Raw genomic sequence first — 13774 nt, 5'->3', positions numbered from 1 at the left:
GGGATTTTTGTACCTTGATGAAACACCATCTGCCAATCGTCGACGTCGTTAGCGCCTATGTACAGATAACTGAGCATGATCTCCTCCTGACCGGGCATGAGTGCAATCGGCAGGCCGGTCCCGGAACCGGCCAGGCGATGCCACACAGATCGAAGTACCGAGGATTCTAGACAGCGATTCCGGGGTGCGCTAAGCGTCATCCGTTGAGTACTGAAAAATCCGATCGCCTGCTAAAAACCAGCGGCGCGCACAGGCTGAAATGTATTTTGCAACGCCCCCGCAACCGGCAAAAATTGGGAGGCAAATCCGGTCGGCGGGAGTCGGGACGGACGCTTTTTGGCCGCCTATGTTGTGCTGAACGCGAAAGGCCAAAAAATCATCCGAATGGATGGTTTTTTTATGCTTTTTGAGTTCATTCGAGCCTTCATTTGCACTTGTCGGTCCGGCATTATCCCGTCCAGGAAAGGAGGGAGAATCATGACATTGGCAAACCGTTTACGCAGTGAGCGTGAAGCCCAGGGCCTGTCGCAGCGTGAGGTGGCGACGATGGGCAATATTCAGGCTAACGCTCAGGGGCATTACGAAAATGGGCAACGCTCACCACGTGCCGATTACCTGTCGCTGATCCATGCCGCCGGGTTTGATGTGCAGTACATCATTACCGGCGTGCGCAGGTCGGTGGGCAATACGATGCTGTCCGATCATGAGTACGTCGTCATCAAGAGCTTTCGCTTGATCGAACCCGATGATCGCGATGCCATCGAGCGGATCGTGACGTCATTGGCGGCGAGCGTGCGAAACGGGGCCGATGACCGTGCTTAGGTTCGGGCTGCTGCTCACTGTATTGGGCGGGTGCTGGCTGGCTGCGGTGGCGATGATCATGCTTGGCTGATTTCAACCAGCCTGTCGCCGCATCCCCCAGTCCGGCTCTACTGGAAGACTTCTCATGCGTAGTGTCCCCAGCGCCCGTTGATTTGGTCCAGCATGCCCATCAGCTTCTGCGGCACCTCTGTTTGCCGGTCGCATACTTCAGCGTATTTCATTGACGTACATGAAGTGTCCGGTACTTGCGCGCTGGTGGGTCATCATCACCGGCGTCGCCGCCTGATCGAAGGACACTGCATCAATGATCATCACCGCATGTGGCGCAGTGAGTTCCAGCAGGCGGCAATCCTCGTCATTAGCCAATCCTGCGGTCAGTTGCTCGCGAACTGCTGCCACTCTCAGACCGTATTGCTCCAACAGGAATCGATAAAGCAATTCCGGCAGTTCGTCCGGCCCAGGGAAGTCAGGCACCTTACTGGCAACGACGGTGAAAAATTCGTGCATCGCTGCTACGCCATCAATACTGCGTAAACGGTGCAGGCGATAAACCGGACTGCCCTCTTCGATCAGCAGCTTTTCAGCGTCCAGCGCAGTGGCTTTGCCGAGCTGATAGTCGAGTAAAGCAGTGCGCGACTTCAGCAGCGCCCCCTCTTTGTTGTGCAGACGAAAATACTGGAAGAAGTAGCGCAAGTTGTGCAGCGGTGCCCACCCGGTGACTACCGTGCCGGTCTTGCGGCGGCGCATCAGCATCCCCTCAGATACCAGTTCTGCCAACGCGCGGCGCACGGTTCCGACTGATACACCAAAATCACTCGCCAGTGCATTTTCACTGGGTATGACCGTTCCGCTGGTCCATTCCCCCAAAAGGATCGCCTCAGAGATATGCCGTTTGACCACCTCATACAGCGGCGCACTGTCGCGCGCGCTCAAGCGCGAGAAGCCACTTGGTGCGACTGGAGGGTTGCTATCTATCATCTCTTTTTCCTTGACGAGCGGTGCGCAGATACTTAACTATAAACTATATAGAAATACAGCGAGTGCAAAAAATGTCCACGAATGCAGCTCTGAAACAGGCACTCGAGTCGATCGAAGCGGATCATGATTCGCTGATCAATGATCTGCAACGAATGATCGCCATAGATACCTGTTTTCCTCCTGGTGCAGGGTACGGAGCCTTCGCCGACCTTATGGAGACACTGGTGGCGCCGCTGGGTCTCGATACCCGACGTGTCACCGTGCCAGAGAAGCTGTGGCAGACCCGCAGCGGCGAAGCCTTCGGAGAGCGCATCAACCTGATTGCCCGTCAGTCCGGTGATCAAGAGGTCTGTAGCCTGTATTTCCACGTCGATACCGTGCCACCGGGTGATGGCTGGACTCAGCCGCCCCTGCAATTGACCGAGGTCGACGGAAAATTGATCGGCCGCGGTACCGCCGACATGAAAGGCAGTGTTGCCGCCACCCTCGCCGCTCTGCGCGCGGCTCAACGTTTCAACCTGCCACTGCGCTACTGCCCGTCATTGTTGCTGTGCACTGACGAAGAAGGTGGCTTGTACCCTGGCATTCGTTATCTGGCCGAACAGCAATGTGTCGAGGGGCACATCCTCAGCTTCAACGGCGGCGCGGCACCGCGGATATGGGCGGGCTGCTTTGGCAGCGTCGATCTGAAAATCACCGTCAAGGGGCGCTCTTCGCATTCGGGGGAACCGGTGAATGCGATCAATGCCATCGAACAGAGCCTGCCGCTGCTTAATGCCCTGCACACCTTGAAACTTGCAGTGCAGCAGCGTGCCTGGCCAATGCCCCCGCCGCCTCATTACAACGGTGCGCCGCTGATTTCCCGCATGACCCTGGCCGCTGCCCATGGCGGCAGCAAGGGTTCGACCGTGCCGGCTCAGTTCGAGATCCTGATAAATCGGCGCTATGCGCCGCAGGAACCCTTCGAGCAGGTGCTGACCGAGCTGCAACACTGCATTCAAACCGCCATGGCTGGCACCGAGGCACTGTCCGTCGAATATGAAGTGATCGGCCATCTGGCTCCAGTCGCCGACCCCACCGGTCCACATTGGCCGCGATGGCAGGCGGCGCTGGGAGTTGGCTTCGGTTTCACTGCCGAGCAATTCCAGTATTACGGCTCGTCCAGCAGCTCGGACATGGGCTGGGTTCAGCAAGCAGGCATCCAGGAGATTCTGCTCGGTGGGCTGATCCGCCCGGAAAGTCGCATCCATGCCGCCGATGAATACACGACGCGTAGCGACCTGGTCGCCCTGGCGCAATCGATCCTGGCTTATCTGGCGGAAGATTTCACCCCACCGGACTGACTGTAAACACCGAAGACTGGCATCAAGACTGGTCATCGGCTTTTTTCTAGCTGCCCCATGCCCTCCATTGCTAGGTGAAGCACCTCATGAATACAGTTTTCAGGCTCAACCGCCGTCGTTTCCTGACGACCTCCGCTATTGTCACCGGCGCTGCGATGCTGCCGTTTTCCACCACCCTCTGGGCTGGCGTTGCAGCACGTAAGGGCGGCACTTTGCGGATCAGCGTCGACCAGGCGGTCGGCATGCTCAACCCGCTGCTGACACGGGTCAACCCTGAGTATCTGCTTAGCGAACTGCTCTACAATGGCCTGACCCGTCTGAGCCAGGACATGCAGGCCGAACCCGACCTGGCGCAATCCTGGAGCCATAACGAAAGCCTGACCGAGTGGACCTTCACGTTGCGCAGCAATCTGCGTTTCCACGATGGCAGCGCCTGCACCGCAAAGGACGTCGCGGCCAGCCTGCGAGCGATCCTCGACCCAAAAACTGCCTCACCCGCGCTGCGTAACATCGGCCCGATCCAAAGCGTCGAGGCGCTGGATGAACTGCGCGTCAAGCTGACCACCAACGCCCCGTATGCGGACCTGCCGGTGAGCCTGGCCTACCCGGCCGCGAAGATCGTCCCGGCCGCCATCCTACAAGGCGACATGACCCGCCTGTCCCGCGAAGCCGTGGGCACCGGACCGTTCAAGCTGGTGTCGTTCGAGCCGGAGCGCATGGTGGTGGTCGCTCGTAACGAAGACTTTTACGATGCGCAGCGCCCGCATCTGGATCGCGTCGAAATCCGCATCTATCCCGACCCGTCGTCGGAAAGCTCGGCATTGATGTCCGGCGACATCGACTTGATGCTCTCGGCTCAGGCCACTGAATTCAGCCGCCTGAGTGACGCCAGCGGAGTCAAAGGCCTGCGTGTGGCCTCCGGGCAATTCCTGAACATCAACATGGCCTGTGATCAGCCGCCGTTCAACGATGTGCGCGTACGCCAGGCCTTGTCCTTGTGTGTTGACCGCACAGCGCTCGTGGATTTCGTCGCGGAAGGCTTTGGTACGCCGGGCAATGACACTCCGCTAAATGCCGCCTACCGCTACCACACCGATATCGCGCTACGGCAGGCCAACATTGAGCAAGCGAAAAAGCTGTTGGCCGATGCGGGCTATCCCAAAGGGCTGGATATCACCCTGGTGGCCTCAGACAAACCGTCCACTCGCACACAATTGGGCATTGCCGTGCGTGAGATGGCCAAGCCTGCCGGTTTCAATATCAACGTCGCGACCATGGCCAACAGCACTTACCTGGATCAAGTCTGGAAGAAAGGCAACTTCTACGTGGGCTTCTACAACATGCAGCCTTCGGCCGACGCGGTGTTCTCGCTGCTCTACACCTCCAACGCCGCCTGGAACGAAACCCGCTGGAACAATGCCGAGTTCGACGCCGCTGTCGCCGCCGCCCGTGGCACCGATGACCCGGTCAAACGCATGGCGCTGTACGCAACTGCGCAAAAACTGATGAACGAGCAGGTGCCGTCGCTGATTCCGACCTTCTTCGACGTCCTGGCTGCGCAGCGAAATTACGTTCAAGGCTATCAACTGCATCCACGTGGCGCGGTATTCCGCCTGGATCAAGCGTGGCTGGACGACAGCGCTCCGAAGCGTGCGTGAACCGAGGATAAATCTGTGACTGCTGCTTATCTGACCAAGCGATTGCTGTTGGTCGTGTACACCCTGCTGATCGTTTCATTGCTGGTCTTTGCCATCACCCAGTTGCTCCCGGCGGATGCTGCAGTGACGCTGCTGGGCCAGAGTGCCACGCCCGAGGCCTTGGCTGCCCTGCGCGCCAAGCTTGGCCTCGACCAGCCCGCGTGGCTGCAATTCGGCCACTGGCTGATGGCGGTACTGCAAGGCGATCTGGGCGTGTCGATGCGCAATGGCCAGCCGGTACTCGGCTCGCTGGTTGATGCGCTGGGACGCTCATTGTTGCTGGCGAGCTGCTCGTTGTTGCTGATGCTGGCGGTGGCGATTCCCTTGGGAATCATCGCCGCTGTGCGCCGGGGTCGTCCCGTGGACCTGATCATCGGCGTGTTGTCGTATATCGGCGTGTCGTTGCCAGAGTTCGTCACCGCCACGCTGCTGATTCTGCTCTTTGCGGATGTCTGGCAGTTGCTGCCCGCAACCGGCTACGTGCCGCTGGGCGACAATTTTGGCGAAGGCATTCGCCACCTTATCCTGCCGACGTTGACCGTATCGATGATCATGGTCGCTCACGTCTCGCGGATGGTGCGCTCGGAAATGATCGACGTGCTGGAGACTGACTACATTCGAGCCGCACGCCTCAAAGGTCTGTCGCGGCGCCGGGTGTTGCTGCGCCATGCCTTGCGCAATGGCTTGCTGCCCACCATCACCATTGTCGCTCTGGACGTCGGCTACTTGCTGGGCGGCATCGTCGTGGTCGAGGAAATCTTCAACATCCCCGGCATTGGCCGCGAACTGCTGGTAGCCGTGGCGGCCCGCGACCTGCCAGCTATTCAGGGCGGTGTGCTGATCCTCGCCGCTACCTACTGCGTGGTCAACTTCATGGCTGACCTCACCTATGCCTATCTCGACCGGCGAATTCAATATGCGTGATATTTTCTACCGCTTACTGGGTACTCCCCAGGGCCTGCTGGGCAGTCTGATCCTGATACTGGCCGTGGTGCTGGTGTGCGCGGGACCGGCTCTGGCACCGTTCGACCCGGAAGCCATTTCGATTCTCGCGCGTTACAAGGCGCCGAACCTGGTGCACTGGCTGGGGACCGACCAACTGGGCCGAGACATCCTGAGCCGTCTACTGATCGGGGCTCGTGCGACGATCTCGCTGTCGGTACTGGCCACCGCGATGGCGATGCTCATCGGTGCTCTGCTCGGCACTGTCAGCGGCTACCTCGGAGGGCGCATCGACGAAGCACTGATGCGTACTCTTGATGCGGTGATGTCCATCCCCACCCTGCTTTTCGCCCTGCTGATTGTCAGCACTCTGGGCAGAAGCGATTTCAACGCGGTCCTGGCGATCACCATCGCTTTCGTTCCCGGCATGGCCCGCATCGCCCGTAGCGTCGCCCTCGCCGCCCGGCGTCAGGATTACGTCAATGCGGCCATCGCCCGTGGCGAATCGACGGCCTACATCGTGGTGTGCGAGATGCTGCCCAATATCGTCGCGCCAATCATCGTCGAAGCGACCATCCGCGTCGCCTTTGCCATCATGCTGTTCGCCACCCTCAGCTTCCTGGGGCTTGGCGCACAACCGCCACAGTCGGAGTGGGGCCTGATGGTCGCCGAAGCGCGACGCTATTTCTTTCAGGCGCCCTGGATGATGCTCATGCCTGGACTGGCCATTGCCATCGTTGCGATCGGCTTCAATCTGTTGGGCGATGGCTTGCGCGATGCCCTCAATCCAAAGGGGCAGCGCTCATGAATACAGTCTTGAAAGTGGCTGATTACAGCCTCGATTATCAATTGCCCAATGGCGCCCTGCACGTCCTGCAAAACATTGATTTCAGTGTCGCCGCCGGCGAAGTAGTCGGTCTGGTCGGCGAGTCCGGCTCGGGCAAGACCACCCTCGGTTGGGCAATCATGCGTTATCTGGCCGGCAACGCCCGGGAGATCGGCGGCAGCATCAGCCTGCAAGGCGAGAATCTGCTGCAAATGCCCCCGCGTCAGATAGAAAAACTGCGCGGTGGGCGTCTGGGGATGATCTTTCAAGACCCCAGTGCCTCTCTCAACCCGACACTGAGCCTCGGCGAGCAAGTCGTCGAAGTCCTCACCCGCCACCGGGATCTGGGGTATCGCGAGGCCTGGGCCTTGGGCGAGCAGTTACTGGCCGACGTTGACCTGAAAGATCCGGCCGCCATGATGAAGCGTTTCCCCCACGAAGCCTCCGGTGGTGAAAAACAGCGAGTGTTGATTGCTACTGCCTTCGCCTGTCGACCGCAGTGCCTGATTTTCGATGAGCCGACCACAGCTCTCGACGTGATCAGCTCGGCGCAGATCCTGCAGTTGTTCCGTCGTCTGCGCGAAGAAACGGGCGTTGCATCTTTATATATTTCCCATGATCTGGCGTTGGTATCGCGAGTCGCAGATCGGGTTTGCGTCCTCAATCAGGGCCGCATCGTCGAGCAGGCTCGCGGTGGACGTATTTTCAGCGCTCCAGGCGATCCCTACACGCAGCGTCTGGTGGCTGCGGTGCCTGCCGCCGACAAGCGTCTGCTGGATGAAAAAAGACCTGTCGGTCCCGCTCTTCTGCAAGTCAGCGATCTTAATGTGCGGTATGGACGCCCGGGCATGCTGGACAGCCTTCTGAGGCGTAAGTCTGTGCCGTCCATGGGCGCTCGCGACATGAACCTGAGCATGGCACGTGGTGAGATCCTCGGCATCATCGGCGAATCAGGTTCGGGGAAATCCACCCTGGCCAAGGCCCTCACTGGCTTGACGCCGTTTACCGGCGCGGTGTATTTCGACGGCACACCGATCTCCGGCCCTGCGCAAATGGATCGCGATTACCGGCGCAAGGTGCAGATCATCTTTCAGCACCCGGATGCGTCGCTCAATCCACGGCAGACGATTGGCCAGATTCTCTCTCGGCCATTGCGCCTGTATGGCCTGACGGAGGGCGAAACCGAAGCTGAGGCCATCGCACGTCTGCTCCGCGAAGTGCGCTTGCCCGAAGATTACGCCAGCCGTTACCCCCATGAACTTTCTGGTGGACAAAAGCAGCGCGTCGCCATCGCCCGGGCCTTTGCCGCGCGCCCGGAGCTGGTGATCTGCGACGAAATTACCGCAGCGCTGGACGTCTCGGTACAAGCCACGGTTATCGAACTGTTGCTGGAACTGCGGCGCCAGCATGGCACCGCTTACTTGTTCATCACCCATGACCTCAACCTGGTCCGGCAGATCGCCCATCGTATCGCCGTGATGTACCGAGGCGACCTGCTGGAAATCCTGCCTGCCGTGGACATGGCCGCTCAGGCCAGCCACCCCTATACCCGAGCACTGCTTGACGCAGTGCCGCAGCCTTTGAACGAATTGGAGCCCCTTGATGACGCCTGAAGTGCTACTCAACCGCATTGACGAGGCCTATTGCCTGGATTTTCTCGCGCGCATGGTGCAGCACAAAAGCTACAGCGCCACCCCCGAAGAACGGCAATTGGCCGAGTACATGGCGGGGCAAATGCGGGAGCTTGGTCTGGACGCTGAACTGATGCCGGTGCCAGGCGAACGACTGAATGCCATCGGCACCCTCAAGGGACAAGGTGGCGGCCACAGTCTGCTGTTCAACGGCCACCTGGACACCAACCCGGTGACCGAAGGCTGGACTGTAGATCCCTGGGCCGGAAAGATTGATGACGAGTTCATCTATGGTATCGGCGTATCCAACATGAAGGCCGGTGACGCCGCCTATTTCTGCGCGCTGAAAACCGTGATCGACGCTGGCATCAAGCTCAAGGGCGACGTCATCCTGACCTATGTGGTCGGCGAATTGCAGGGTGGCATCGGCACCATCGCCGCCATTGAACAAGGCGTGAAGGCAGACTACTTCATTAATTCCGAGCCCACTGACTTGCAGGCGGTCACCTTGCACGTCGGCTCATTGATGTTCGTCATCGAGCTGACTGGCGACACCCGTCATCTGTCCAAGCGCGAAGAGGCCGTGGACGTCATCACTGCCGCCGTGCAATTGATCCCGCAGATCAACGGCATCACTTTCAGCGGCGCACGCTCGCCGGAACATGCCAAAGTCAATCGTGGCCACATCGGTGTCGTCCGTGGCGCACTGGGACGTGAACTTGAAGAGTGGCGCCCGCCGCAAGTCGCAGACTTTTTGCGGCTGCGCGGCTCGGCGCGTTACACCCCCGGCCAAACCGTGGAGTCAGTACTGGCTGACCTGCAGCAACTGCTTGATCAGCTTTGCGAACAATTCCCCGGACTGCAGGCGACACTGATCAACGACAGCCACAACCAACCCCTGATGCCTCCGTTCGAGGTGTCCCATGATTCGCTGATCGTCCAGGCCATCAACAAGGCCTATCAGCAGGTTCGTGGCGAGCCTCAGCCTACCGGTATCATCACCCCGCCCGCTTTCTTCGGCACTGACGCTGCGCACTTTTACCAGCGCCTGGGCATGCAAGGCGTGGTCTGCGGCCCGGGCGGCAAGTTCAACACCATGCCGGACGAGCGCGTGCACAAACGCGATTACCTGGACATGGTGCGCGTCTACATTCTGGCCATTCTCAGCGTCTGCGAAGTTGCCGGAGAGTTCTGAATTCATAAATAAAAGGCAGGGATGCCAACAATAAAAACAGCACTTCAACTGCTTCATCATCTGCTGATTATTTCTTGATAAGGGTTCTCACCATGCGGTCAGCTTTCATGTTTGGCAGTGCAGCGCTGTGCGCGGCAATTTCAGGCGCAGCGTTCGGGGATGACATTCTCGGCAATCCGTTCTTCAAAGACAGCACCACTCAGGTTGTCGCGCGAAACTTCTACTTCAATCGCGATTTCCGTAATGCAGCGTCCAACGCGCAGAGCTATCGCGAAGAGTGGGCGCAGGGCTTCATCGGTACATTCACTTCGGGCTTCACCCCAGGAACGATTGGCTTTGGTGTTGATGCAATCGGCCTTTACGGCATGAAGCTCGACAGCAGTTCCGACCGGATCGGCAGCGGACTGTTGCCCAGCAGCGGTAACCACGTGGCAGGTGTAGACCAGGCTGCGGATGATTATTCACGGGCCGCAGGTGCGGTAAAAATCAAGATTTCAAAGACCGTGCTCAAATACGGTCAACAAACCCTCAACTTGCCTGTTTACTCCACCGGTGACAGTCGCCTGCTGCCAGAAACCACCGAAGGTTTCTATTTGAGCAGCAAGGAAATCGACAATCTGCGGGTGGATGTAGCGCACCTGACCTCCTTGAGTGTCTACAACCAGAGTGCCCACAACGCCGGGCGCATGACAAAAGCTGATGTACTGGGTGCCACCTACAACTTCACCCCCAACCTCACCGGCGCACTTTACGCTTCGGATGTCGAGGATCTGTGGAAGAAGAAGTACGCGGGCCTCAGCTGGGTCAAACCGATTGATGCCAGACAGACGTTCACTACCGATTTTCGCTTTTACAACCAGAAGAGTACGGGGGCGGAAAATGGCGGTGATATCGACAGCAACTCGTTCAGCATCAAGGGCGCTTACGCCTATGGCCCACATAAAGTAACCCTGGCCTATCAGGCCATCACCGGTAAAAATGGTTATGTGTTTTACACCGACGGTGGTAACACCGACTACATGGCCAACTACGTGCAGTATGCTGAATTCACCCGTGAAGACGAACGCTCGTGGCAAGCCCGCTACGACTTCAACTTCGCCGCGTTCGGCGTGCCTGGGCTGGACGTCTTCGCCCGCTACATCAAGGGCAACAACATCAGCCTGGCCAGTGGTGCCAGCAATCAAAACGAATGGGAGCGAGACCTCGAAGCCGCTTATGTGATCCAGAGCGGGCCGATGAAAAACCTCTCGTTCCGGGTGCGTCAAGCCACCTATCGCAACTCGTTCAGTGGCGACGTCGACGACGTCCGATTCATCACCCAGTACCCGATCAACCTCTGAACCAAGAAAAGCCGGCAGCTCTCATTGCCGGCGCTCCTGGCTTTGTGATCCGCACTATAGCGGTCGACACTGCCATTTAACGCCAGCAGGTCTTCATTGATGATCTATGGTGCTTGGTGCACATACCGTGCGGGTTAAAGCGGTAATGCGAGAGGACTCAGGTATTTCTCACGGAGCTTTTGCCGCTGCTTCGATAATTTGCGCGACTGGTTTCGGGTTGGAGACCATGACTACGTGCGACGCACCTTTGACCACGACGGTCTGCTTTGACTGTGCCCGCTCGGCCATGAACTGCATGGCTTGTGGAGGAATGTTCTTGTCTTTGTCGCCGAAGATCCACCACGAAGGGATAGTCTTCCATGCAGCGTCCGTAGCCGCTTCGTTCAGCGCTTGCTCAGTGACCGGGCGCTGAGTGGCTGCCATCAAACGGGCCTCAGCGATGGGCACGTCAGCTGCGAATTGCTCGGGAAACTTGTCTTGCTGGATATACAGATCCTTTCCACCACCCTCCAGCGCAACTGGAGTGCCAAGGGTCGGGCCAAGGGTTGCACCCGGGAATTTTCCCGTGAGCGCGACGGCGCTTTCACCTGCTTCAGGTGCAAAAGCAGCGACATATACCAGTGCTTTGACATTAGCTTGTTCATAGGCAGCTTCGCTGATGACCGGGCCGCCGTAGGAATGGCCCACTAGCACTACCGGACTCTTGATGCCTTTAAGTAGATTGGTAATGGATTGGGCATCGGTTTTAACGCTGCGCAACGGGTTGGCAGCGGCAATTACGGTGTAGCCGTCTTTCTCCAGAATCTTGATGACGCCATTCCAGCTGCTGGAGCCGGCAAAGGCACCGTGAACCAAAACGATAGTGGGTTTGACGGTCTCCGCGAATACCGAATGGGATGCAGAAACCAACGCAGTCAGCGCGAAGCCAGTGACTAACTTATTCAATTTCATTTCAGATTCCTTCCGAACGAGTGGGGGTGGATCTTCCGTTCTGTCCCGCGCTCTCGCTTTTCCTTTGAAACAGGTCGAGAGAGCAATAAACAGTTGAGTAGCATCACAATGTCACATGGCAAAGGTGAGTCACCTGCCCAGCCTGAATCAGAATGCCAAAGACAATTATTTGCGGCCAATTCCAGCTTAACGAGCATCGCATAATGCAAATTGTACGTACGTGCTACTACCTCGTAGCCCAACTCAACATCGACGAATCGAAATCTGAAATTAACCAATAGGTAATGAGTAAACGTGATAATTAACAGCGTTCCATTGATAAACGTGGCTCAACATCTGGCGCACTATGCAAGCGTCTGGTCCGACACTGGCACGATGTAGGGCGGTATGTTTGAGCTGCTTCACCGTCTCCGGCGTGATGGTCCACAAGTGCTTTGCTCGTGCTCAGCTGCGTGTGCAAAGTGCGCGGTCAGAATCTGTTTTCAGCAGCGCATCAATGGATGGGACAACGAGATCAGGCGCGCTATCGGGACCCACCACTGACTCGCCAGCAACTGTTGCTGTAGCCACACTTATTCAACATTCCGCTAATTAAACAACAGCCCGCTTGGTGTTTGTCTTGCCTGCGAGCCGCCAAACAGGCGGATAAGCGAAGTGGTACATCTCTTGCTCTATTGCTGGTCTCGTATTTCAGGATCGGTGATGCACGCCAAGCGGTTTATCACGGCATGCGTTGTATTCCAGAAATGCATTTTCCAACCTGAGCTTTCAAGCTTGAAGGATTTGTCATGGATGTTTTCTGGTTTCTTCCAACCCACGGCGACGGCCACTACCTTGGCACCAGCAAAGGCGCGCGACCGGTCACGTTGAATTACCTGAAACAGGTGGCCCAAGCCGCTGACGACCTCGGTTACCACGGCGTGTTGATTCCCACCGGGCGCTCCTGCGAAGACTCGTGGGTGATCGCTTCGGCACTGGTGCCGCTGACCGAACGCTTGAAATACCTGGTGGCGATCCGCCCGGGGATCATTTCCCCAACGGTATCGGCGCGTATGGCGGCGACCCTGGATCGCTTGTCGGGCGGTCGTCTGTTGATCAACGTCGTGACCGGCGGTGATCCGGACGAAAACCGTGGCGACGGCAGCTTCCTCGATCACAGCGAGCGCTACGAAGTCACTGACGAATTCCTGCAGATCTGGCGTCGGGTGCTGCAAGGCGAAGCCGTGGATTTCGAAGGCAAGCACCTGCGCGTGCAGAACGCCAAGGCGCTGTATCCGCCGATCCAGAAACCCTACCCGCCGTTGTACTTCGGCGGTTCTTCCGAGGCCGCCCACGATCTGGCCGCCGAGCAAGTGGACGTTTACTTGACCTGGGGCGAACCGCCGGCTGCGGTTGCGGAAAAACTGGCCGACGTGCGTGAACGCGCGGCACGCAAAGGTCGCACCCTGAAGTTCGGCATTCGCCTGCACGTGATCGTACGCGAGACCAGCGCCGAAGCCTGGCAAGCCGCCAGCAAACTGATCGAGCACATCAGCGACGAAATCATCGCCGCTGCGCAGAAGTCTTTCTCGCGCTTTGATTCCGAAGGCCAACGGCGCATGGCGGCCTTGCACGACGGACGTCGCGACAACCTGGAAATCGCCCCGAACCTGTGGGCCGGGGTCGGTCTGGTGCGTGGCGGTGCGGGCACGGCGTTGGTGGGCAACCCTCAGGAAGTGGCCGAGCGCATCAAGGAATACGCCGACTTGGGCATCGAGAGCTTCATTTTCTCGGGTTATCCCCATCTGGAAGAAGCCTATCGCTTCGCCGAACTGGTTTTCCCGTTGTTGCCGGAACCGTACCGCAGCCTGGCCGGACGCGGCATCACCAACCTGACTGGACCGTTCGGCGAAATGATCGCCAACGATCTGCCGCCACAGAAGTGAACCCGAGACACGCTCACCCGCCAGTGCTGACAAAGACTGCGATTGAACAATGACATCGCAGCCTGTGTGCCCATGCGCGCCGGCAGACCCCAGGCCTGACGTGAAGACCGACCGTCCGGCGCTG

The 13774-nt window shown here is 58.4% G+C and carries 11 protein-coding genes; 9 read left to right on the top strand and 2 right to left on the bottom strand.

Annotated features, from left to right (window positions below):
• The first annotated feature begins 477 nt into the window (after nucleotides 1-477).
• Nucleotides 478-822 carry a helix-turn-helix transcriptional regulator gene (locus AABC73_RS13025; RefSeq protein ID WP_341523932.1) on the top strand — a complete coding sequence of 115 codons (345 nt, stop codon included), beginning with the start codon at nucleotides 478-480 and terminating at the stop codon, nucleotides 820-822.
• A 207-nt stretch (nucleotides 823-1029) separates the two neighbouring features.
• On the opposite strand, the gene AABC73_RS13020 is transcribed toward AABC73_RS13025, so the two are convergent.
• Complete coding sequence (locus AABC73_RS13020) at nucleotides 1030-1800, bottom strand: GntR family transcriptional regulator (RefSeq protein ID WP_341523931.1); 771 nt, start codon at nucleotides 1798-1800, stop codon at nucleotides 1030-1032.
• Between the two features lie 71 nt (nucleotides 1801-1871).
• On the opposite strand from AABC73_RS13020, the gene AABC73_RS13015 reads away from it, so the two are divergent.
• The 7 genes from AABC73_RS13015 to AABC73_RS12985 all read left to right on the top strand — a co-directional run bounded on the left by AABC73_RS13015 (nucleotide 1872) and on the right by AABC73_RS12985 (nucleotide 10774).
• Complete coding sequence (locus tag AABC73_RS13015; protein ID WP_341523930.1) at nucleotides 1872-3143, top strand: M20 family metallopeptidase; 1272 nt, start codon at nucleotides 1872-1874, stop codon at nucleotides 3141-3143.
• An 86-nt stretch (nucleotides 3144-3229) separates the two neighbouring features.
• Nucleotides 3230-4801, top strand: a complete 1572-nt coding sequence (locus tag AABC73_RS13010) for an ABC transporter substrate-binding protein (RefSeq protein WP_341523929.1) — start codon at nucleotides 3230-3232, stop codon at nucleotides 4799-4801.
• Between the two features lie 15 nt (nucleotides 4802-4816).
• Nucleotides 4817-5764: an ABC transporter permease gene (locus tag AABC73_RS13005; RefSeq protein ID WP_341523928.1), complete on the top strand. Its 948-nt coding sequence runs from the start codon at nucleotides 4817-4819 to the stop codon at nucleotides 5762-5764.
• The gene (locus AABC73_RS13000; RefSeq protein WP_341523927.1) at nucleotides 5757-6590 is read left to right on the top strand and encodes an ABC transporter permease; all 834 of its coding nucleotides are present in this window, start codon (nucleotides 5757-5759) and stop codon (nucleotides 6588-6590) included. Before AABC73_RS13005 ends, AABC73_RS13000 begins: the two co-directional genes overlap by 8 nt.
• A complete protein-coding gene (locus AABC73_RS12995) occupies nucleotides 6587-8221 on the top strand; it encodes an ABC transporter ATP-binding protein (RefSeq protein WP_341523926.1) in 1635 nt (544 codons plus the stop codon). The genes AABC73_RS13000 and AABC73_RS12995 overlap by 4 nt, the downstream gene beginning before the upstream one ends.
• On the top strand, nucleotides 8211-9434 hold the full coding sequence (locus AABC73_RS12990; protein WP_341523925.1) for a M20/M25/M40 family metallo-hydrolase: 1224 nt from the start codon (nucleotides 8211-8213) through the stop codon (nucleotides 9432-9434). The genes AABC73_RS12995 and AABC73_RS12990 overlap by 11 nt, the downstream gene beginning before the upstream one ends.
• 92 nt (nucleotides 9435-9526) lie before the next feature.
• Nucleotides 9527-10774, top strand: a complete 1248-nt coding sequence (locus AABC73_RS12985; protein ID WP_341523924.1) for an OprD family porin — start codon at nucleotides 9527-9529, stop codon at nucleotides 10772-10774.
• A gap of 168 nt (nucleotides 10775-10942) precedes the next feature.
• On the opposite strand, the gene AABC73_RS12980 is transcribed toward AABC73_RS12985, so the two are convergent.
• Nucleotides 10943-11719 (bottom strand): alpha/beta hydrolase, encoded by a 777-nt coding sequence (locus AABC73_RS12980; protein ID WP_341524233.1) that lies wholly within the window; start codon nucleotides 11717-11719, stop codon nucleotides 10943-10945.
• 794 nt (nucleotides 11720-12513) lie between these two features.
• Between AABC73_RS12980 and ssuD the strand changes: the two genes are divergently transcribed.
• Nucleotides 12514-13650, top strand: coding sequence for an FMNH2-dependent alkanesulfonate monooxygenase (ssuD, locus tag AABC73_RS12975; RefSeq protein ID WP_341523923.1), 1137 nt, complete (start codon nucleotides 12514-12516; stop codon nucleotides 13648-13650).
• Nucleotides 13651-13774: the final 124 nt, after the last annotated feature.

It is taken from the genome of Pseudomonas sp. G.S.17 (assembly GCF_038096165.1).
GTDB lineage: Bacteria > Pseudomonadota > Gammaproteobacteria > Pseudomonadales > Pseudomonadaceae > Aquipseudomonas.
Note: the sequence above shows the minus strand (reverse complement) of the source record. Positions and strands in the feature narration are given on the sequence as shown.

Coding starts and splice junctions, on each gene's coding strand:
- AABC73_RS13025 (WP_341523932.1), top strand. CDS start 478: ATGACATTGGCAAACCGTTTACGCAGTGAGCGTGAAGCCCAGGGCCTG.
- AABC73_RS13020 (WP_341523931.1), bottom strand. CDS start 1,800: ATGATAGATAGCAACCCTCCAGTCGCACCAAGTGGCTTCTCGCGCTTG.
- AABC73_RS13015 (WP_341523930.1), top strand. CDS start 1,872: ATGTCCACGAATGCAGCTCTGAAACAGGCACTCGAGTCGATCGAAGCG.
- AABC73_RS13010 (WP_341523929.1), top strand. CDS start 3,230: ATGAATACAGTTTTCAGGCTCAACCGCCGTCGTTTCCTGACGACCTCC.
- AABC73_RS13000 (WP_341523927.1), top strand. CDS start 5,757: ATGCGTGATATTTTCTACCGCTTACTGGGTACTCCCCAGGGCCTGCTG.
- AABC73_RS12995 (WP_341523926.1), top strand. CDS start 6,587: ATGAATACAGTCTTGAAAGTGGCTGATTACAGCCTCGATTATCAATTG.
- AABC73_RS12990 (WP_341523925.1), top strand. CDS start 8,211: ATGACGCCTGAAGTGCTACTCAACCGCATTGACGAGGCCTATTGCCTG.
- AABC73_RS12985 (WP_341523924.1), top strand. CDS start 9,527: ATGCGGTCAGCTTTCATGTTTGGCAGTGCAGCGCTGTGCGCGGCAATT.
- ssuD (WP_341523923.1), top strand. CDS start 12,514: ATGGATGTTTTCTGGTTTCTTCCAACCCACGGCGACGGCCACTACCTT.